Source organism: Acinetobacter sp. HA (assembly GCF_000264725.1).
Taxonomy (GTDB): Bacteria; Pseudomonadota; Gammaproteobacteria; order Pseudomonadales; family Moraxellaceae; genus Acinetobacter; species Acinetobacter schindleri.
Genome location: NZ_AJXD01000047.1, coordinates 1 through 21,997 on the forward strand (window position 1 = coordinate 1; position 21,997 = coordinate 21,997).

A 21,997-nucleotide genomic window follows, 5' to 3' on the forward strand; every position below is an offset into this window, starting at 1 on the left:
GTCAGCTAGGTATTGACTGGGCAACCCACCTGCTAAACTTCATTATTCTAACTGCTGCACTGTCTGTATATAACAGTGGTATGTATGCCAATAGCCGCATGCTTTACGGTCTGGCCAAACAAGGCAATGCACCGAAGCTCTTCCTGAAAGTAAATAAACAAGGTACGCCAATTCCTGCAGTACTCTTCTCTGCTGCTTTGATTTTTGGCTGCGTACTGTTGAACTACTTTGTACCAGAAGATGCTTTAAGCCATCTGATCTATGTGGTGGTAGGTGCCTTGGTCTTGAACTGGGCAATGATTTCACTGACACATTTCAAGTTTATTCAGGCAATGAAAAAAGTTGGGGAAAAAACCAAATTTCCAGCACTTTGGTCTCCAGCAAGTAACATACTTGTATTAGGCTTTATTGCGACTATTCTTTACATTATGTGGACTCAGGGCTTCCAGGAATCTGTATACATGCTTCCGATTTGGGTCGTGATCATGTTTATCCTGTTTAAACTGCTCAAGACCAAAAATTAATTAAAAAGTTTTAATTGACTATTTTTTAAAGTTATTGCTTCGGCAATAACTTTTTTTTTCGTCTTTTTTGGAGTAGATTAGGGATCGTTTTGCGCCCTTAGCTTAACTGGATAGAGCAGTTGCCTCCTAAGCGACCGACGTGGGTTCGAGTCCCGCAGGGCGCACATATTTCAAATATGTGAACTAATTAACAAAAAATTTAAGCAATAATTCAATAAATCTATATTTTTTTCATTTTTTTACTATCTCTCTATTTCTAATTAAATTTTTAAATTTCAAAAACTTATATCCTTACATTACTTTTCAATTAGTATTTTTACTCTAATTTGATGTTTTTTTGAACTACTCATTCAAACTAGAGCATTTACTCTTTTTTATATTGTGTTATTTTTGTCACATGGAGTAACAAATCAGCCATTGAAGGCATAGGAATGACTCCAAAAACAATACCAAGCTAATACCGAAAAAACGTTTTAAATACCCAAATTTGTACCTCAAGGGAAATGTATAATGAAATTAAAAGCACTAAGCACAGCAATGATTTTAGCAACTGTACCAATGACAGGTGCTTTTGCTGCAGGTATGGATCGTTCTGGTCAATCTATGGCTGCATTCTTACAACCGGGTAACTACTTTGAAGCAGGTATTTCTGTTTTAGATCCGAATGTTTCTGGCAAAGTAAAAAATGGTTATACGCCTTCAGCAGCAGTTCCACCAGCAGCAGTAGGCCTACAAAATACCAGCGTTGATGATATGGCAGGTGACTACTACTTCCCGTCTGCAGCACTAAAATTACAATTAAACGATAATTTTTCTTTTGGTTTAATTTACGACCAACCATTTGGCGCTGATGTTACTTATTCAACTGGCGACACAGGTTCAGCAGCTTTAGGTGGCGCAGGTTTATTCCATGACGGAAATGAATCAACATCAGCAGAAGTAGATACACAAAATATTAGCGTTATTCTAGGTTTTCAACCTACTGAAAATTGGAACTTCTATGGTGGTGGAGTCTATCAAACAGTAAAAGGTAATGTCCAATTACGTGGTTACGCTTACAGTGGAACAAATAATTTTGGTGGTTACAACGCAAATATTGGTGAAGACTCAGCAGTTGGTTGGTTAGCAGGTTTTGCATACCAAATTCCAGAAATTGCTTTAAAAGCATCTGTAACATATCGCTCAGAAATTAAACATGAGTTAACTGTTGACGAAAGCTCTATTGCTGCATTGGGAACAAATCCAGGTACAGTAATCAATATGAACAATGGTCTTGGCGAAACTGAGATTACCACACCTCAATCTATTAATTTAGATTTACAAACAGGTATCATGGCTAATACCGTAGCATTCGCAAATGTACGCTGGGTTAATTGGAAAGATTTTTCAATCCGTCCATACGCGTTCGGTAAAGGCGCAGAAGCTGCATCAACAGCATTAACTGGTGGTGCTTACACGAAAGGCTTTAACTTACTCGACTATTCTGATGATCAAATTTCTGCAACAGTAGGTGTAGGTCGTAAATTCAGTGAACAATGGGCTGGTAATGTATCTGTAGGTTACGACACAGGTGCAGGTAACCCTGTATCAACATTTGGCCCTACTGAAGGCTACTGGAACGTAGGCTTAGGTTTACAATTTAGCCCTGCTCCAAACTACTTTATTGCAGGTGGCGTGAAATACTTTATGTTGGGTGATGCTACAGCACATTCTGGTTCATATTCTGTTCCTGGCAATGCTCAAAATGCTCAAGTTGCAGAATTTGAAGACAACGATGCATGGGCATACGGCTTAAAAATTGGTTACCGCTTCTAATCCCTTAGTTTTCAAAGGAGCCACTCTTCGGGGTGGCTTTTTTGCACTTAAAACCCACTCGTTTTTATACAAGTGTTAACCAAATGTTCAAACTTAAAGCAATTAAACTCATATTTACCCAAACATCACCCTAAAAAAATTATTTAATAAAATTCATTTACTTAAGACCTAAAAATAGTTCTTTTACTCTAATCAACTGCTATTTATAACTTATTCAGTTCATTTATTCTGCGAAGTTGAGCATTTACTCTTTTTTCAAATGTGTTACTTTTCCTGCACTTTTTGTTACATAAAGCATCAGGGAACGACCATGAAGCTCAATAGAATTTATTCGGCTATTTTACTTAGTACTCTCCCACTTACACCTGCGCTTGCTGCTGGTTTAGACCGTTCTGGTCAGTCTATTGCTGCATTTTTACAACTGGGTAATTATGCAGAAGCAGGTATTTCAATTTTAGATCCCAAAGTTCAATCTAATCAATTGAAAGTTAACGATATGGCAGAAGATTATTATTTCCCTTCTGCTGCAATTAAAGTACAAGCAACTGAACACATTTCTATAGGTCTTTTATATGACCAACCATTTGGCGCCGAATCTCTCTACCCTTCAAATAATCCAGTTTTTGGTGCGAATGGTGAAGCAACCCAAGTAGAAGTAGAAACACACAATCTTTCAGCTTTAATTGGTTACCAACCAAATAAAAACTGGAATATTTATGCAGGTCCTGTTTACCAGACTGTAGAAGCAGATATTAAATTACGCGGTGCAGCATATGGTGGCAATACTGCCTTAGGTACTTACAATATTAAAGTAGATGAAGAACCGGCCTTCGGCTGGATTGCAGGTTTTGCTTACCAGATCCCTGAAATTGCTCTTAAAGCCGCGGTAACTTATCGTTCTGAAATTGAACATAATGCAGACTCCCATGAAAGTACTTCACTTCCTGTTCCATCTTTAAGCGCACTAAATTCAAGTGTAAATGCAACCACCCCTCAATCTGTTAACTTAGATTTTCAAACAGGAATTGCAACAAATACTTTGGTATTTGCGAATCTTCGCTGGGTTCACTGGAGCCAATTTGCTGTAAAACCTGTGCTTTTGGGCAACATTAGCTCTATTCCAGCTCCTCATGTCCGTCAGAACTTAATCGATTACTCTGACGACCAATGGTCTGCAAATATCGGTGTCGGTCATAAGTTTAATGACAAATGGTCAGCATCTACTTCAGTAGGCTGGGATTCAGGTGCAGGTAACCCTGTGACAACACTTGGCCCAACTGAAGGCTATTGGAGTTTAGGTCTAGGTGCTCAATATAGCCCTGCTGCAAATTACTTTATCCAGGCTGGTGTAAAACACCTTTGGTTAGGTGATGCGACTGCACAGACAGGAGGAAATCCAGTAGGTGAATTTGAAGATAATAATGCATGGGCATATGGCATGAAGATCGGTTACCGCTTCTAATTCAGTATATCCTCAAAATAAAAAAGGCGCCTCAAGCGCCTTTTTTATTTCATTCAGCTTTTAACACTTAAGCTGGAATATTACGGATTGAAGCATTACGGATGGCTTCTTTCAACGCTGCATAACCATGAATCGGTGGGAATTGCGGGAATTCAGCAATCACATTTTCCGGTGCATCAAACAGGAAACCGTGATCCGCTTCACCCAGCATGGTGGTATCGTTATAAGAATCCCCTGCTGCGATCACACGGAAGTTCAGGCCATGTAATGCTTTTACCGCTTGACGTTTTTGATCTGGCTGACGCAGTTTGTACGCGGTGATCATGCCTTTTTCATCAGTTTCAAGTTTATGACAGAAAATTGTTGGCCAGCCTAACTGCTTCATTAAAGGATGCGCAAATTCATAGAAAGTATCAGATAAAATAATCAGTTGGAAATGAGTGCTTACCCATTCTACAAATTCTTTGGCGCCTTCAAATGGCCCCATATCTGCAATCACTTCCTGAATATCATTCAGACCCAAGCCATGCTCTTTCAGAATATTCAGACGTTGTGTCATCAACACATCATAGTCAGGAATATCACGAGTCGTTGCTTCAAGCGCTTTAATGCCTGTTTTCTTTGCAAAATTAATCCAAATTTCAGGAACCAATACACCTTCAAGATCCAGACATACGACTTCCATGAATATTCCCCTCAGTTATCATCTAAAAAATTTTCCATATCATAGCTGAAGATTCATATTTTGCATTGTTCTTTTTTAAATCTATTTTTTTCATAAGTATTTATTTTTTAGTGATAAGACTACTAATTCTCTTCTATTAAAATACATGTGAAATTAATTAATATAGGCAGAGTCATTCCAAGCCTATATCGCCAGGATTCTCATGACCACTATTCCTACTATTGATATTATGGATGCGCTTGCATCTGAATATGCTGATAAATCTCCAAGTGAAATTTTTGGCACTTGCCCTGAATCAACCAGGTGAAATTGCCATTTCATTTTCTGGTGCAGAAGATGTTGTACTGATTGACATGGCTTCCCACCTCGGTAAACCTTTCCGTGTCTTTAGTCTGGATACAGGCCGCTTGCACGCTGAAACCTATCAATTTATCGAGCAAGTTCGAAAACACTATAATGTAGATATTGAAATCTGTTTTCCTGAACGTGAAGCCATTGAAAATTTGACTACTCGTAAAGGGATGTTCAGTTTCTATCAAGATGGTCATCAGGAATGTTGTGGCATCCGCAAGGTTCAACCATTACGAAAAAAACTTGCAACACTTGATGGCTGGATTACCGGTCAGCGTAAAGACCAGAGCCCGGGTACACGGAATGAAATTCCGGTGGTTCAGGCAGATCCAGGTTTTTCAGGTCCCGGTAAACAGCTGATTAAATACAATCCGCTGGCCAACTGGTCGAGTGCCGATGTATGGAGTTATATCCGCATGATGGAAATTCCATACAACCCATTGCATGAGAAAGGATTCATTTCTATTGGCTGTGAACCATGTACTCGTCCCGTTTTACCGAACCAGCACGAACGTGAAGGTCGCTGGTGGTGGGAAGAAGCCACGCATAAAGAATGTGGCTTACATGCAGGCAACCTGAAAGAGTAAAATTAAATCAGACTGTGCATATTTGTAAAAGGCTATCCTGAATCAGGATAGCCTTTTTAACTACGAATCTTACATTTGGTGACAAGATATCAAGTCTCCTCTTTTACCATTCATCAGGAAAGATCCTGAGGATAATCAAAGAATTTATAAAATGTTGTTGAATAGATTTATTTGCAAAAAAATGTGAAATTGAACTCAATACCATTCTTTTAATGATGCATAATTATTCAGTTATACTCCCACCAGACCTAAAAAACGTATTTTCAGCAGTAGCCTTAAAAACTAAAGTTTTCACATTTCAAAAACTTAGGAAGGTATAAACCTCCATGTCAATTATTACTTTTTAACTTAACAGATTAAGATTAAGCAGTTCATTTCTACGTTAAAACAGCTATACTTTCTTTACTAAAGCAATAATTCTAACAAGGCTTTTCAGATAGAGAACAGCCATATAGAGTGCAGTGAGGCAATCCACGCTATGCGTCCATTACATCCAATTGATCTTATTTTTTTATCTTTAGAGAAACGGCAGCAACCTATGCATGTAGGTGGTCTTTTTTTATTTCAGATTCCCGATAATGCACCGGCAACTTTTATTCAGGAATTGGTGCGTGATATCCGTACTTCCAAATCTATTCCAATCCCACCTTTCAATAATTATTTAAATGGCTTGTTCTGGGATGAAGATCAACAGTTCGATCTGGATCATCATTTCCGGCATATTGCCCTGCCAAAACCGGGTCGCATCCGTGAATTACTCACCTATATTTCACAGGAACATAGTGCCCTGATTGACCGTGCCAAACCACTCTGGACCTGTCATATCATTGAAGGAATAGAAGGTAACCGTTTCGCGATGTACTTTAAAATCCACCATGCCATGGTCGACGGCATTGCGGGTATGCGTCTGGTCGAGAAATCACTGTCTCATGATCCACAGGGAAAAAGTATTGTGCCACCATGGTGTGTAGAAGGGCCACGTGCCAAGCGCCTGAAAGCACCAAAAGTTAGTCGCATTAAAGGCGTTTTATCTACGCTGAAAGGACAACTGGAATCTACTCCGCGTGTCATCTATGAGCTGTCGCAAACTGTATTAAAAGACATGGGACGTAATCCTGATTATGTCTCCAGTTTCCAGGCCCCTTCATCCATTCTAAATCAACGTGTCAGTGCATCACGCCGATTTGCCGCGCAATCCTTTGAATTTGAGCGTCTTCGCCGTATTTCTAAAGCCTTGGGTGTAACCATTAACGATATCGTGCTGGCAATCTGTTCCGGTGCCTTACGTGAATATTTAATCAGCCAAGATGCTCTACCGAAGAAACCGTTGATTGCCATGGTACCGGCTTCTGTACGTTCTGATGACTCTGATGTATCAAACCGTATTACCATGATTCTGGCGAATCTGGGTACGCATAAGGAAGACCCTTTAGAACGTCTCAAGATCGTACGTCGTAGCGTACTGAATGCCAAAGAACGTTTTAAGCGCATGAATGCCAATCAGATTCTGAACTATAGTGCTTTTGTTTATGGCGCTGCAGGTTTGAATATTGCATCAGGTCTGATGCCAAAACGCCAGGCATTTAATCTGGTGATTTCCAATGTTCCAGGTCCACAAGAACCGCTGTACTGGAATGGTGCCCGTCTGGAAGCTCTCTACCCTGCCTCTATCGTGCTCGATGGTCAGGCACTCAATATCACCATGACCAGTTATTTAGACAAACTTGAAGTGGGTCTGACCGCCTGCCGTAATTCCCTGCCTAAAATGCAGAATCTGCTTACTCATCTTGAGGACGAAATCCAGCGTTTTGAACGGATTGTCGATGGTGGCAAAACCCCAAAGCTCGCAGCAGTAAGTTAGACTGCGATGAAGACTAAAATCAAGACTAAGTTTTTATGCAAAAATAAGTATGAACATTTTTGCCAATAATTTCATGCAATAATAAAGGGGCATATGGTGCCCCTTTATTTTTATTTGATTATTTTTTATTCAAACCATTCAAGCAATATTCAAATTTTAACTTTTCACAGTACGACATTGTTTTAATAGCTGATGGCAGACCGTACGAATCATAGATGAAGTAATCTGAACTTCATTGCCGCGTTCGTCCACAATGTATCCCGCGTGGACAGTTTTCGGTTCAAGCACGTGTTTTAGACCCTTATTAATAACTGCTTTACTTATACTCATGACACACCTCATTTTTTGCTAAGCCAAAATATTGGGAGATTGGCTTTGGCTACTGGATGTGTCTAGTATTCAGAATTCACCTGCGCTTGTAAAAATTCCAGTTGTAACAAGGGTTTTACGATATTCTGTTACAATTTCAGCTGAGAATGATATCGTATTGCTCTTGCGTATATAAATTCTCAACCTGGAACTTAATCACGCGATCAATAAAGTGTTCCAGATCCGCCACAGCCGGGGCTTCTGCAGTCAGCAGTCGATCAATCACTGACGGATGTGCCACTACAGTAAATCCACTTTGTGATTGATAAGCGCGTGCGTAACGTAAAATTTCACGGAATATTTCGTAACACACTGATTCTGCTGTTTTGACGTATCCACGTCCCTGACAGGTTGGACAGGATTCGCATAACAGGTGCTCTAGAGATTCACGCGTACGTTTACGCGTCATCTCGACCAGACCCAGTTCAGATACCTGGGTAATCTTGGTTTTGGCATGATCACGTTCCAGCATTTTTTCAAACTGGTTCATTACCTCGTCACGATGCTGTGCTTCCTGCATGTCAATGAAATCAATAATAATGATCCCACCCAGATTACGCAGTCTCAACTGACGTGCAATCACCTCAGTTGCTTCCATATTGGTTTTGAAGACGGTATCTTCCAGTGAACGACCGCCGACATAGGAACCGGTATTGACATCAATCGTGGTCATGGCCTCAGTCTGATCAATCATCAGATAGCCACCAGATTTCAGTGCCACACGGGTTTGTAGAGCCTTCTGGATATCATCTTCAACATTATATAAGTCAAAGATCGGGCGCTCGCCTGGATAGTGCAGCAAACGATCATTCATGCTTGGCACAAATTCTTTAACAAACTCTTTCAGTTTGCCGTGGATTTCACGTGAATCGACATAGATTTTGGCAGTGTTTTCATTGGCCAGATCGCGAATCACACGCTGTGGCAGCGGCAGTTCTTCAAAGATCAGTGATGGAACGGCAATGCTCTTCTGTTTGCGCTGAATGTAGTCCCAAAGCTTGGCCAGATAAGCCATATCCTGGGCAATTTCAGCTTCATCAATGCCTTCTGCCGCAGTACGGACAATCACCGAACCGGGCAGTTTATGCTGGGCCTGAATCCGTTCAATAATCGAACGTAAACGATTACGTTCTTCTTCAGATTCAATTCGTTGCGATACGCCAATATGATTGCCATAAGGCATCAAAACCAGATAACGTGAAGGAATGGAGAGATCAGTTGAAAGACGTGCGCCTTTGGTCCCGAGCATGTCTTTCATCACCTGCACCGTCAGAATCTGACCTGGCTGCAGTAATTCAAACACATTCGGTGTCGGCTGCTGACGCGGCCAGACCATATCATTGATATGCAAAAAAGCAGTACGTGACAGACCAATATCGACAAAAGCAGCCTGCATCCCTGGCAGGACACGGACCACTTTGCCTTTATATACGTTCCCCACCAGACCGCGCTTCGCGGTACGCTCGATGAACAGTTCGTTCACCGTGCCGTTTTCGATTAACGCCACACGACATTCCATCGGTGTGAAGTTAATCAATAACTCGTCAGACATAACAACACTCAAAACATTATAAGAATTCTTTTTTCAGCAGTTAATTTAGTGCCTTAACCGTCTGTAATAACTGTACCGTTTCATATAGGGGCAAACCGACTACATTAGAGTAGCTCCCCTGAATCGCGGGGATATAACGTGCTGCAATACCTTGAATGGCATAACCGCCTGCCTTGCCTACCGGTTCACCAGTCGCCCAATAACTTTCCATATCATGGGTGGTGAGTGATTGAAATTCAACCTGTGTCCTTACCACTATACTGTATTTTTCATTTTTTGTGCGTACGCAGACACCGCTAAATACATCATGTTTACGACCTGATATTTTAGCCCACATTACAAAGGCATGCTGTTTGGATTCAGGTTTACCCAGAATCTCGTTATCAACCCCCAAACTGGTGTCGGCAGCAATGATAATTGCATCTGGATAACGCTCGGCCACGGCATCCGCTTTGGCACGTGCCAAACGTTCAACATAAGCCGCAACTGACTCATTGGGCAATACGGATTCGTCAATATCAGGACTGTAAATCTCGAACTCCAGTCCCAACTGTTGCAACAGTTCACGGCGTCGAGGTGAACTGGAGGCCAGAATCAGATGCGCCATTTTCTGAGCAGATAATATAGAACAGGCCATACCATAACGCTAGTCAGTATCGGTAGCCAGTGACGTGGAATCGAGAACTGCACGCCGCTAATGATCTGAGCAAAGAAGGTCAGCATCAGATGGGCAACGAGTGCCAATGTAGCAATAATCCAGAGATTGCTAAAAGTCAGGATGCGGCGCTCACGGGTCAGGAAGCGCGCCATAAAGGCAATAATAATAAAACTCAGCGCATTCAGACCTAAAGGTGCATCTAATAGCAGGTCTAACAAGATTCCGGTACTGAACGCAAACCAGATCCCACACCAGGTCGGCTGACAGAGCACCCAGAACAGCATCACCATCAGCATAAACTGCGGACGCCAGCCAGAGAGCGAATAAGATAAAGGATAGACCACCAGAACCGAGGCAAAAATTACTGAAATAATAATCGGGAACAATGGATCCCGATGGGTTCTGGACTGCATTTTAGCGATCGACATGTGGCTGCTCCATCGCTAATGAATCAGAAAACAGTACCACCACATGATGACCACCAGCCAGCTGTGCTGCCGGAATCACATCAATCTGGGCAAATTCACCTGAATTATGACGTTGTACTTTAGAGACGGTGCCAACCAGATAACCTGCCGGGAAATGCTGTCCCAAACCTGAGCTATAAACTTTTTCACCGACTTTGATGTTGGCACTGGTCGGTACATATTCCATTTTCAGACGCCCAAGATCACCCGTCCCCGAGACGATGGCACGCATGCCAGTGTGTTCCAGACGTACTGAAAGTGAATGTTCTTTATCTGAGAGCAGCATGACACGGCTACTATGCGGATAGACACTAATGATCTGTCCCATGATCCCCTTGTCATCCAGCACAGTCTGTCCTATCCGTAGGTGGCTGTTAGAACCCCGGTTAATCACGATGATATGACGCAGCGGATCGGCATCAGTACCAATCACTTCTGCAATTTCCATACGTCCATCAATAATTAAAGGCGTGTCCAGCAACCCGCGCAGACGGGTATTTTCAGCAGACAGTTCAGAAATTTTCTGTAAGCGTACCTGCGCCTGTAATAGCTCAGCCTGCATCGCGGTATTTTCACGACGCAGTTGTGCTTCAGACTTGGTTTGTTGATTCAGCCATTCTCGCGACAATACAGGATAACTGGCCACAGCATATATCGGATTATATGCCGCATTCAGCACATCCCTTGCAGGTTGAACCAGATGAGGCATGCGCCAATCAAAGAAAAGCACCACCAGACAGGTCACCAACGCAATGACGAATGAGCGAAAAGATGGCGGTTGTCGAGAAAACAGATGTGTTTGCACCCGCCGTGTCCTGTTCTTAGCCTACGAATAACATGTCATGATTTGGGTTGTCGAAGAATTCGAGAACCTTACCGCCACCACGTGTTACACATGACAGCGGATCTTCTGCAACCACCACAGGAAGACCAGTTTCTTTGGCAAGAAGCTTGTCCAAGTTACGTAGTAATGCACCACCACCCGTCAATACGATCCCGCGCTCAGCAATGTCTGAAGACAGTTCAGGAGGGGTTTGTTCCAGTGCAGATTTCACAGCAGACACGATATATTGCAATGGGTCAGAAATTGCCTGAGTCACTTCATCAGAAGTCACCGTAATTGCACGCGGCACACCTTCAGCCAGATTACGACCACGAACTTCAATTTCCAGTGGTTTTGCACCTTCATCCGGAAGCGCCATACCGACTTCTTTTTTAATAATTTCAGCAGTCGTTTCACCGATTACGCAACCATGTGCTTTACGCACGTAGTTAATAATCTGTTCATCAAACACATCACCGCCAATACGCAATGAGTCTGCATAGACACAGCCCTGCAGCGAGATGATCGCGATTTCTGTTGTACCACCGCCCACGTCCACAACCATCGAACCACATGCCTGCTCTACCGGCATGCCAGCGCCAATTGCAGCTGCCATCGGTTCTTCAATCAAACGTACTTCACGCGCGCCAGCGTTATACACGGCTTCACGGATCGCACGACGTTCAACCAGGGTAGATTTACATGGAACACACACCACAACACGTGGTGCAGGCGGGAATAAACGTTTTTCGTGAACCTTGCCGATGAACTGATTCAACATGGTTTCAGTGACTTCAAAGTCTGCAATCACACCATCTTTCATCGGGCGGATTGCTGAAATATTTGCCGGGGTACGACCAAGCATTTGTTTCGCGTCAAGACCTACGGCAGCAACAATTTTTTGTGAACCACTATGACGGATTGCTACAACCGTCGGTTCATTTAATATAATGCCTCGTCCTGGCGCATAAATAAGTGTATTTGCAGTACCTAAATCAATGGCTAGATCTGGCGAAAACAAGCCTATTAGTCGTTTTAGAATCACGGGGACGTTCTCAATTAAACTTTATATGGACGCAAGGTGGCAACTTTAACTAAATGTGATGCTTTGGACAAGTCAATCGCTTATCATAACGCATGATAATTTGATTTTTTTTAATACTGATTAGGTAATGTTATGTCTACATCGGATGCACAGCATTCTGCAGATTTAAATGCAGAAACAGTTTCAGCTATTGCGAACCTTGCACGATTATCTCTGAATGATACGCAATCTGCTGAATATGCTCAAAGTTTAAATAAAATTTTAGGCATGATGGAAACGCTGAAAGGTATCAATACTGACGGTGTTGAACCATTAAAAAGCCCTTTCGACCATCCTCAGCCATTACGTGAAGATGTAGTGAGTGAAAGTAATCACCGTGATGAATATCAGGCAGTTGCACCAGCGGTACAGGATGGCTTGTACTTGGTTCCTCGCGTAATTGAGTAATTACTATCCAGTTCAATCTTTTTATTAAATTAAACGTAAAGAATTATTTCTCATGACAGATTTACACCGCCTATCAATTCGTGAACTTACCGAAGGTTTGGCCAATGCTAAATTTTCATCACGCGAATTGACTGAACATTACTTAAAACGCATCGAAAAAGTGGATGCTCAAGTGAAGTCATACGTGACTGTGACCGCTGAGCAAGCACTGGCACAAGCCGATGCTGCTGACGCACTGCGTCGTGCTGGTAGCGCAAATGTGCTGACTGGTGTGCCAATTGCACATAAAGATATTTTCTGTACCCAAGGCATTAAAACAACTGCTGGTTCTAAAATGCTGGACAATTTTATCTCTCCTTACGACGCGACCGTTGTAGCGAAAGGTAAAGCTGCGGGCCTGGTGACGCTTGGTAAAGTGAACATGGACGAATTCGCCATGGGTTCAACTTCCGAGTCCTCTTACTTTGGCGCAACCAAAAACCCTTGGGCACTGGATCATGTTCCGGGCGGTTCTTCAGGCGGTTCTGCTGCGGTTGTAGCGGCTGATCTGGCACCATTTGCAACCGGTACTGATACTGGTGGTTCGATCCGTCAGCCAGCCTCTTTCTGTGGTCTGACTGGTCTGAAACCGACTTATGGCCGTGTATCGCGTTTCGGTATGATTGCCTATGCTTCATCACTGGACCAAGGTGGTCCAATGGCACGTTCTGCGGAAGACTGTGCTTACCTGATGAATGTGATGGCAGGCCACGATGCTAAAGACTCTACTTCAATGGAAAAAGAAGTAGATGATTATGTGGCAAACCTGAATGGCACATCTGTGAAAGGCCTACGTATTGGTATTCCAAAACAGTACTTCAATGTTGAAGGTCTTGCCGCTGATGTAAAAGCACGCGTTGAAGAATCCTTAAAAAAACTGGAAGAAATGGGCGCTATTCTGGTTGAGATTGATCTCAACATGACGGAAGCCTATGTTCCAACGTATTACCTGATCGCACCTGCTGAAGCATCTTCTAACTTGTCACGCTATGACGGCGTGCGTTATGGCTACCGTTGTGAAGAGCCTAAAGATCTTCTCGACCTGTATAAACGTTCCCGTTCAGAAGGTTTCGGTTCTGAAGTTCAGCGTCGTATCCTGATTGGTACCTATGCCCTGTCTGCTGGTTATTACGATGCATACTATGTAAAAGCACAAAAAGTGCGTCGTTTAATTCAACAAGACTTCTTAAAAGCTTTTGAATCTGTCGATGTCATCGCTGCCCCATCTGCGCCAACGACTGCCTATAAAATCGGTGCGGATTTGACTCCAGTTGAAATGTATTTGGGCGATATTTATACGCTTGCAGTGAACCTGGCAGGTCTTCCTGCGATTAACGCGCCTGTTGGTTTTGACCATAACAACTTGCCGATTGGCTTACAGCTGATTGGTAACTACTGGTCAGAATCTCAACTGTTGTCTGTGGTACACCAGTATCAACAAGCAACAGATTGGCATACAAAACGCGCTGCAATTGCTGAGGAGAACGCATAATGGCGAAGAACAACGCTAAACCTAAATCAAACCTGATTGATGGTTGGGAAGTCGTTATTGGTATCGAGATTCACACTCAGCTTGCGACCAAATCTAAAATCTTCTCGGGTTCATCAACTGAATTTGGTAATGATCCAAACACTCAGGCCAGCCTTGTAGATTTGGCGATGCCGGGCGTATTACCGGTATTAAACAAAGAAGTTGTGGATCTTGCGATTCGCTTTGGTTTGGGGATTGATGCTTACATTGACCAAGCATCTGTGTTCGCACGTAAAAACTATTTCTACCCGGACTCTCCAAAAGGCTACCAAATCAGCCAAATGGATAACCCGATTGTGGGTTTGGGTCATATCGACATCCAGCTTGAAGATGGCACAACCAAACGTATTGGTGTGACGCGTGCACACCTTGAGGAAGATGCAGGTAAATCGATTCATGACCAGTTTGAAGGCATGTCTGGTATCGATTTAAACCGTGCCGGTACGCCGCTGCTTGAAATCGTATCTGAACCCGATATGCGTTCTGTGGAAGAAGCGGTTGCCTACATTAAAGCAATTCATACATTGGTACGCTGGTTAGGGATCTCTGACGGTAACATGGCGGAAGGTTCATTCCGTGCTGATTGTAACGTGTCTTTACGTCGTCCGGGTCAACCCTTCGGTACACGTTGCGAATTGAAAAACCTCAACTCATTCCGTTTCATTGAACAGGCGATCAATGTTGAAATTGAACGTCAAATGGAAATCCTGGAATGGGACGGTACGATTGACCAAGAAACACGTTTGTTCGACCCTGTAAAAATGGAAACGCGTTCTATGCGTTCGAAAGAAGAAGCGAACGATTACCGCTACTTCCCTGACCCAGACTTGTTGCCTGTAGTCATTCCAAACGAACAAATCGAAGCGATTAAGGCGACCATGCCTGAGCTGCCTGCTGCACGCCGTGCGCGTTTCGTGGCTGACTTTGGTGTAACTGAATACGATGCGCACGTGCTTACACTGACACGTGAAATGTCAGAGTTCTACGAAGAGGTGGTGAAAGCTGCTGGTGGCGCTGCACAAGGTAAAATTGCGGCAAACTGGGTGATGGGTGAATTCTCTGGTGCGCTAAACAAAGCAGGCTTGGAATTGGTGGATTCTCCTGTATCTGCTGAGAAACTTGGCGGTATGATCGCACGTATTGTGGACAACACGATTAACGGTAAGATCGCGAAGCAAGTATTCGGCTTTATGTGGGACGAAGGTAAATCTGCGGACGAGATTATTGCGGAAAAAGGCTTGAAACAGGAAACTGATACAGGCGCAATTGAAGCGATTATTAAGGACGTGCTTGCTGCGAACGAGAAGATGGTTGAAGAATATAAATCTGGTAAAGAGAAAGCGTTCAACGGTCTGGTTGGTCAAGTAATGAAAGCAGCAAAAGGTAAAGCCAACCCTGCTCAAGTGAATGAATTGATGAAGAAATTGATTGGTTAATTTATTCGCTAATTAATTGATTTCATGTTATAAAAACCTCGCTTAATGCGGGGTTTTTTATGGCTTACTTTAATCTCTTACAATGTTATTCAGAATATGAAATAGATACTTTAGATAATGAACTAATTTCTATTACCTATAGCACAAGTCGTTTTGTGGAACACACTGATGAGGCAGTTCGTCAAAAATTTAAAGATTTAACTAATGAATCATTTTTAATCTTGCGCAATTTCCCTTGTATCATTTGTTTTGAAAACTTTAAAGATTTTATTGCAATAGCTGAATTACAAGATGTTAAATTAAATGAAAAAAACAAAACTATTACAGCGATTTTAAAGTTAATATCAGAAAAAGTTGAAATCAACCCATACATTGAGGAAACAAATAATTTTTTAAAAATTTGTAATTTAGATGAATTAGAAAAAGCATTAAATTTTGATGGTTGGGAAAAAACGCGAACACATTGGGCAATTAAAAATTCTAACTTATTTGAAAAATTAGCGCCTCTTGATATCTTTTCAAATTTAGAAGAGATAAAAGAAACTTTTCCAAATCAAAATATTGACCTACTAAATCCACCTCAAATTATTGGTCATATAAATACATCAATTGAAACTAGTTTTAGCATAGAAGCTGAAATTATCTATACTCCTCCATATATCAATAGTATTTCTACTTATATAGAAAAAATTAAAGATATAAATGAATTCATTATTAACAAAAAAGAAAATCGTGAAGTATTTTATAGAGGTCATGGAAAATTTTCGCACCAACTATTACCCTCACTTTTACGTGAAGATCCCAATGGCAAAGGAAAAGTCTATTTAGAAGGTGAACATTTGTTATTTCGTGAGTTACTCACAATGGAACCTAATTCCTTCAGTAATGACATCAGTGGTTTTGACATCCTTACACGAATGCAACATTATGGGATGCCAACTAGAATGCTCGATATATCTAGTAATCCATTGACTGCACTCTACTTTGCCTGTGAAAATTTAAAACATAATGAAGATGGTGAAGTTGTATTAATTTCTGTCAAAAAGAACGATATATGTTTTTATGACTCTGACAAAATTTCCTGCTTAACAAATTTAGCAAAACTCACTGCTAATCAAAAAGATCAATTATCCCAATATATTATTAATTGCCAAAAAAATGACCCAAACAAAGTTCTTTTAAATGATTCTGACCTTAATGAAAAAGTTTATGAACAATACTTACACTGTATATTAAATGAAAAACCCTACTTCAAACCTAAAGTTGAAATCAAAGATCTTAAAAACACTTTCTGTGTAAAAGGGCGTTTAAACCAAGAAAGGATTATTGCTCAATCAGGATCTTTTCTCATCTTTGGTTTAGATGCGGAAGCTATCCCTGAAAGTGGTAATGATGACTTCAATGTATATAGAATCAGAATAAATAAAGATGATAAAAAGCCAATATTAGATGAACTAGATTTACTCAATATCAATCAAAGAACGGTTTATCCAAGTATTGAAAACTCAGCCAAATATATCAAAAACAGATTAGAAAATTTCAAAATATGACCATCAAAAAAGTATCTTCTATCGTCAAACTCGAAGACTTAAGTCGTATCCAACTCTCCAAGTCCTTTTTTAAGTGTGACTAGCCCCCTCATCCCCCGCCTTCTCCCACTGGGAGAAGGAGCTTTCATTAACAATTAAATGCCGTCATGAATTTAATATTGGATATTCCCTCTCCTGAGCAAGTTTTAAAGCACTGCTTTAAAACGAAGTACAAGTAAGGGTTAGGGAGAGATATTTCTAAAAAAGAAGCACAAGCGAGGATTAGGTAAAGGATTAATATTTATGCTATAAAATCAAAAAAATCTAAGAAAAATAAAAATGACACCCGAACTTTTGCTCTTCCTTATCCAAATTGCCATTGGCATATTTGCACTGGTCATTACCATTTTGCTATTGATTCCAAAATGCCGTAAATGGCTATCTAGAATGCAGCCCGAACCTCGCAGAAAACAGCGAGGATCAGGATTACCCGATGGTATCGAGTTTATTTTCTATCCCATTTACGGGCTAATTAGAATTGTTATTGCCATATTCAAGTAAGTCTTACAGACACGTTAATTCCCTCTGATCGAACCCAACTTATTCCAAATATCTGGCGTTAAAAACGTGGTTACCAGCTTATTCAAATCTACATAACGCAATATACCTTTAAGCTGATTGTTGATTTCAGGATTCTTTAAAATTTCCTCACCTGTACTACGTCCGAGTCCCTGAAAACTATTCCCCACAGCCTCCAGACCTTCTGCCTGAATCACTGCTTTGGTCTGTGCTGAACATTGCTCCACTAAAATACGCTGCAATACCGTCGCCAGATTCTTATCCAGTGCTTCCTTTTGAGTCGCGGTCACATTGCTAAAAGCCTTTAAGTCAGGGTGTGCAGACAAGGCCACAAAGGTCCATTGCATCACCGTAGTTTTATCGGCAGTTGTAGTAGACCTCTCCAGACAATTACTGAGTTGATCGACCGTTGGGCCTGCATTTGCTATTTGCACTACTCCCAACAAGGCAGTTGCCATCAGCGCAGAACGAACGATTTGGGAAAATCTGTGGCTTACAAGGGAAACATAGCGAGACATAAGCAAACTCCGATGAACAGTTTGCCCTTTGTACCACAAAGCATAACAGTTCATCTGTTATTGCATTGCAAAATCAATCTGATTTTTAGCAAAGTACTTGGCGCGTTGATTACGCTAGGCATTCACCCAGTTTCAAAATAAAAATGCCACGTTTCTAAAGCGTGGCATTCTTATCGATTAAAGTCAGATTTTTTTAATTGAGCTGTTTCAACATATTCTTTGCACCCGCATGATTATATTGCGATGCCAGTCCGTTCAGGACGCGTTGAGCCTGTCCTTTGGCATTTGGAAAACGGCTGCTATACGTCGAAATACTGGTCAGACAACGCGCCACCAACATACCGGATTCAGTATAAACCCGCGTTCCTTCTGTGCCTTGCTGCTTGCCATAGTTATAAGCACGCTGGGCATTATTACAGGCATTATTCAGGTTTCTACCATTATTAATGTCACGCCGGGCAGTCACATACAGCTTCATTTGCTGCTGTTGTGGGGTTTCGTTCACGCTCGCACGTGGAGTGGCCACTGTCACCGGCTTAGGCTCTTTCTTCTCGACTTCGGCTTTGGCGAGTTCTTTGCGCTCAAGCTCTTTACGATCGTGGTCTTTCTGTTCTGCTGTTGGTTTTGCTGCTACAGACGTTTTGGCAGTAGCCGTTGCCTTCACCACATTGACCTGTTTCTTGGCTGTCTTCGCAGTGCTCGCAGCCGCCTGATAAAAATTATGTGCTTCAGCTGTTTTCATTAGTCGGGTCAGCAACCGAACGTTACGGGTCTTGCTATTATTTTCTGCCTGACGTTCCGCAACAGGTTCAATCGACACAATCCAGCTTTCCGCAAGATCACCCATCGTACATTTATAGGCACCGATTCCCTGTACAACACCTCGATTTGCAGCGAGACGTGTACGCTGGGCAGGATCATTCACCAGACCAAATTTGCTCTTATATAGCAGGGATAACTTACCCCCCTGTTCATGGCAATATTGCGTCATGACTGAACGTGGATACATGGCCTGAGTGGTATTATGGCGCTGTTGTTGATCCCATAGATAGACATAGTCTTTCGCCTTGCCATCTGGCTGATTGATGCCCCGTTTCACAATCAGTTCCTGGGGACTGTGAAAAGGATGTAATATATTTTTCTTTGCGCCTTGCATGCTATTACATGCTGCCAAGCTCATTGTTATTGTTATCAATAAAAATACTTTCAGTTTCACCGTAGATATCTCAACCCAAAGCATTCACATAAAATAATGCAAAACTGTGCAAACAACAAATACAAGCATCTGATTAATAGAATTATTTTCAAATTTAAAAATATCAAAAATGATAACTATGAGACATTTTAATGGTTATTTTTGAAATTATTTGCATTAACTTTCATGTGGTGCAGTATTATTTTTGTAGATAAAACCTGCTCAAGAAAAAAGACCAAAGAAGGAAGTACGTACTTCTTTGGTCACTCATCTGGCAGGCTGGATCGAGCTTTTATACTTGCATAGCAAACCACTCTCCACCATCCGCATTCAGTTTATGAGCATTAAAATACTTAATTTTCATCAACGTACATTTATTATTTTTATACGTCAGCGGGGTTGAAAATTAAGTACCAAACACGTTTGGCCCTTAGGATTCTAGTCAAGCGAATATTCACTGAATATCCCCAAATTGGGAGGTTTTACAAATATTTTGCCTATAACTGACCGTTCATCGGATACTCCGGCCAATCCTGAGTTGATATAAAAAAGACCCGCCATAAGGCTGGTCTTTTTAAAATACCAAACACTATTTTTTAATGAATATGAGATTCAAACGCTTTCAGACGCTTGTAGATCGACATTAACTCGATAATCTTTGGCCAAGACAAAATCAGGTACTGGAATGATTCACGGACCTTATTAAACACATTCAGGATCTGCATCATCAGACCTAAAGTAATTACTCCCGCTGCAATACTCGGAAATAGCACAAACAGGCCATAGATATTGTCGAGCTGCAAATACCAGATCCGTACCATATTGAAATAGGCATAGTGGAAATACAGGCGGAAATAATTCCAGCGCACCCGGCTAAACAGCTCTTTTAGTGTCAGTGGCTGGGCACGTTCGGCATGATCTTCCCCATATACCAGTTCTTTACGGTAAGCCGCTTCGACTTTCTGGTTATTAAACTCCAGTCCTGGCAGTTTCATACCAACGACCATTAATACCACTGTACCAAAGACCGCCCAGCCCAAGGATGCCCAGACCAGCGCGTGACTAATCTCACCCACAATCGGTAAGGTCTTGACGTGACTTGAAAGCTTATACAGAACTGGCAAAAAAGCCATCAGCAACATAAACGATTCAATAAAGGAAACGCCGAGTTCTTCAGTACTGCGAGCAAAGCGCATGGTATCTTCCTGAATACGCTGTGAAGCCCCCTCAATATGCCGCAGCTTTTCCCAGTAAGCCGTATAGTAATCATTCATTGCTGTCCGCCAACGGAACACATAATGACTGACAAAGAACATGTTAAATACTGCCAGGGTGACATAAATCATCGCGATATAGATAAAGACCAATGCGCCCTGATAGAGCAAAGTTACGTCCCCACCACCACTGGTCAGCATCTTCTGTATCTGGTCATAGAACGGACTGTACCATTCATTCAGCACAACATTGACCTGAACCCCAAACCAGATATTGAACAGGATAAAGGCCGAACCCCACACCGACCAGCGCTGCCAGGGATGACGCGCTACCACATACCAGAATCCTGCAAAAAGCGCAGTTGCAGTCAGGAACCAGAGATAGAACCACAGGAATTTCTGTGACCAGAAACGGCTGATATCAATCGCCATCGTCGCTTCATGGTAGCCTTCGCTAAAACCCACATAACTGCCCCAGCTTGAACCTCCACTATGCCAGATCGCGAGGTTGATAAAGAACCACACCACCACGCTGAGAAAAAACCAGACGGGTTTTGGAAAGAAAGACTTAAACATGTCCTTTGCATGCTCCTTATTTTTAGTAGACCTCAGGTCAATCAATCATGATGAAATCTGCAGCAGTGTAAAGCAGTTCATAACAGGTTTTTCAACCTGATCAAAAAAATATCTGCCTGAAAACTGCTTATTTTTATCAATCTATTTGTAAGCATGAATCATTATGTGTGTAGTGAACTGAATACTTATGTGACGCATCCTGTGATCCATCTTTTGTTGGTTTTAACATCAGTTAACAAGCCTGTACAGAATAGATACGATATATGGTTATTTTCCATCCTACACTACAGCGATATGCACTATTGAAAGAGATCATTCCAATTTTTCATTTTGCAAAAACTATTAAATAACAAAGAAAAATTATGCTATCCTTGAATGAATAGTAAACATAATAACCGCGGGAAGTTAACTCATGGAAAGCTCTGTAATTGAACTACTGAAGCCAATCACCTTGGAAAAAGAAAACTGCACGCCAATTATTTATGAAGAAGGTACAGTGCTGAAAGTAGTTATGCAAACACCAACCAGTCTATTGGTCACTACAGACAACCAGTTTAACTTTACTGTTGCACTAAAAGATGAAAATACAATCTGGAGAGAATTGTAATTCTGCTGATTCAAAGTTTGGTCTGGGTTGTTGTATGTTTTACTTCTTCTCCTGAATACAGATCAACACCTGCCTGACAGTATTATTATTTTAATCCTAAAGCTGAAAACAGATAAAAAAACCTCCC

At 41.6% G+C, this 21,997-nt stretch carries 19 protein-coding genes, 1 tRNA gene and 1 pseudogene; 11 read left to right on the forward strand and 10 right to left on the reverse strand.

Translation table 11 applies throughout. The features are described from left to right. From HADU_RS09375 to HADU_RS09390, 4 genes are all read left to right on the forward strand, one after another. The coding region (locus HADU_RS09375; protein ID WP_008305642.1) for an amino acid permease at window positions 1-524 on the forward strand (524 nt) is incomplete at its 5' end. 91 nt (window positions 525-615) lie between these two features. Next, window positions 616-688 (forward strand) — tRNA-Arg (locus HADU_RS09380). 346 nt (window positions 689-1,034) lie between these two features. Further along, window positions 1,035-2,339: an OmpP1/FadL family transporter gene (locus tag HADU_RS09385; RefSeq protein WP_008305644.1), complete on the forward strand. Its 1,305-nt coding sequence runs from the start codon at window positions 1,035-1,037 to the stop codon at window positions 2,337-2,339. Between the two features lie 310 nt (window positions 2,340-2,649). Then, window positions 2,650-3,801 carry an OmpP1/FadL family transporter gene (locus HADU_RS09390; RefSeq protein WP_008305646.1) on the forward strand — a complete coding sequence of 384 codons (1,152 nt, stop codon included), beginning with the start codon at window positions 2,650-2,652 and terminating at the stop codon, window positions 3,799-3,801. Between the two features lie 67 nt (window positions 3,802-3,868). Here the strand turns inward: HADU_RS09390 and thrH are convergent, their stop codons facing one another. Beyond that, a complete protein-coding gene (gene thrH, locus HADU_RS09395) occupies window positions 3,869-4,486 on the reverse strand; it encodes a bifunctional phosphoserine phosphatase/homoserine phosphotransferase ThrH (protein WP_004810966.1) in 618 nt (205 codons plus the stop codon). A 202-nt stretch (window positions 4,487-4,688) separates the two neighbouring features. Here thrH and HADU_RS09400 point away from each other — a divergent pair. Together HADU_RS09400 and HADU_RS09405 are read left to right on the forward strand one after the other, a co-directional pair. After that, window positions 4,689-5,424 (forward strand): annotated as a pseudogene (locus HADU_RS09400) (phosphoadenylyl-sulfate reductase). Between the two features lie 478 nt (window positions 5,425-5,902). Beyond that, window positions 5,903-7,285, forward strand: a complete 1,383-nt coding sequence (locus tag HADU_RS09405) for a WS/DGAT/MGAT family O-acyltransferase (RefSeq protein ID WP_004893385.1) — start codon at window positions 5,903-5,905, stop codon at window positions 7,283-7,285. Window positions 7,286-7,441: 156 nt separating this feature from the next. On the opposite strand, the gene HADU_RS15635 is transcribed toward HADU_RS09405, so the two are convergent. The 6 genes from HADU_RS15635 to HADU_RS09430 all read right to left on the reverse strand — a co-directional run bounded on the left by HADU_RS15635 (window position 7,442) and on the right by HADU_RS09430 (window position 12,199). Next, window positions 7,442-7,615, reverse strand: coding sequence for a PA1571 family protein (locus HADU_RS15635; RefSeq protein WP_004810972.1), 174 nt, complete (start codon window positions 7,613-7,615; stop codon window positions 7,442-7,444). A 136-nt stretch (window positions 7,616-7,751) separates the two neighbouring features. After that, window positions 7,752-9,206 (reverse strand): ribonuclease G, encoded by a 1,455-nt coding sequence (gene rng / locus HADU_RS09410; RefSeq protein WP_004810976.1) that lies wholly within the window; start codon window positions 9,204-9,206, stop codon window positions 7,752-7,754. A gap of 40 nt (window positions 9,207-9,246) precedes the next feature. Next, the gene (locus tag HADU_RS09415; protein WP_004893384.1) at window positions 9,247-9,813 is read right to left on the reverse strand and encodes a Maf-like protein; all 567 of its coding nucleotides are present in this window, start codon (window positions 9,811-9,813) and stop codon (window positions 9,247-9,249) included. Then, on the reverse strand, window positions 9,801-10,292 hold the full coding sequence (gene mreD / locus HADU_RS09420) for a rod shape-determining protein MreD (protein ID WP_004893383.1): 492 nt from the start codon (window positions 10,290-10,292) through the stop codon (window positions 9,801-9,803). Before mreD ends, HADU_RS09415 begins: the two co-directional genes overlap by 13 nt. Beyond that, complete coding sequence (gene mreC, locus HADU_RS09425; protein ID WP_004810981.1) at window positions 10,279-11,136, reverse strand: rod shape-determining protein MreC; 858 nt, start codon at window positions 11,134-11,136, stop codon at window positions 10,279-10,281. Before mreC ends, mreD begins: the two co-directional genes overlap by 14 nt. Window positions 11,137-11,152: 16 nt before the next feature. Further along, window positions 11,153-12,199, reverse strand: coding sequence for a rod shape-determining protein (locus HADU_RS09430; protein ID WP_004893381.1), 1,047 nt, complete (start codon window positions 12,197-12,199; stop codon window positions 11,153-11,155). A gap of 132 nt (window positions 12,200-12,331) precedes the next feature. On the opposite strand from HADU_RS09430, the gene gatC reads away from it, so the two are divergent. From gatC to HADU_RS09450, 4 genes are read left to right on the forward strand one after another with little or no spacing between them, the layout of a single operon-like run. Next, window positions 12,332-12,646 carry an Asp-tRNA(Asn)/Glu-tRNA(Gln) amidotransferase subunit GatC gene (gatC, locus tag HADU_RS09435; protein ID WP_005221175.1) on the forward strand — a complete coding sequence of 105 codons (315 nt, stop codon included), beginning with the start codon at window positions 12,332-12,334 and terminating at the stop codon, window positions 12,644-12,646. 52 nt (window positions 12,647-12,698) lie between these two features. Next, window positions 12,699-14,177: an Asp-tRNA(Asn)/Glu-tRNA(Gln) amidotransferase subunit GatA gene (gene gatA, locus HADU_RS09440; RefSeq protein WP_008305656.1), complete on the forward strand. Its 1,479-nt coding sequence runs from the start codon at window positions 12,699-12,701 to the stop codon at window positions 14,175-14,177. Then, complete coding sequence (gatB, locus tag HADU_RS09445; protein ID WP_008305658.1) at window positions 14,177-15,652, forward strand: Asp-tRNA(Asn)/Glu-tRNA(Gln) amidotransferase subunit GatB; 1,476 nt, start codon at window positions 14,177-14,179, stop codon at window positions 15,650-15,652. The genes gatA and gatB overlap by 1 nt, the downstream gene beginning before the upstream one ends. A gap of 59 nt (window positions 15,653-15,711) precedes the next feature. After that, window positions 15,712-17,202, forward strand: coding sequence for an FRG domain-containing protein (locus HADU_RS09450; protein WP_008305659.1), 1,491 nt, complete (start codon window positions 15,712-15,714; stop codon window positions 17,200-17,202). 554 nt (window positions 17,203-17,756) lie between these two features. On the opposite strand, the gene HADU_RS09460 is transcribed toward HADU_RS09450, so the two are convergent. The 3 genes from HADU_RS09460 to sbmA all read right to left on the reverse strand — a co-directional run bounded on the left by HADU_RS09460 (window position 17,757) and on the right by sbmA (window position 21,263). Next, entirely contained in the window at window positions 17,757-18,218 is a 462-nt protein-coding gene (locus tag HADU_RS09460; protein ID WP_167456620.1) for a hypothetical protein, read from the reverse strand. Between the two features lie 253 nt (window positions 18,219-18,471). After that, window positions 18,472-19,458: a hypothetical protein gene (locus HADU_RS09465; RefSeq protein ID WP_008305665.1), complete on the reverse strand. Its 987-nt coding sequence runs from the start codon at window positions 19,456-19,458 to the stop codon at window positions 18,472-18,474. Window positions 19,459-20,069: 611 nt separating this feature from the next. Further along, complete coding sequence (sbmA, locus tag HADU_RS09470; RefSeq protein ID WP_004893364.1) at window positions 20,070-21,263, reverse strand: peptide antibiotic transporter SbmA; 1,194 nt, start codon at window positions 21,261-21,263, stop codon at window positions 20,070-20,072. Window positions 21,264-21,675: 412 nt separating this feature from the next. On the opposite strand from sbmA, the gene HADU_RS09475 reads away from it, so the two are divergent. Then, window positions 21,676-21,870 (forward strand): hypothetical protein, encoded by a 195-nt coding sequence (locus tag HADU_RS09475; protein WP_004810999.1) that lies wholly within the window; start codon window positions 21,676-21,678, stop codon window positions 21,868-21,870. Window positions 21,871-21,997 lie beyond the last annotated feature (127 nt).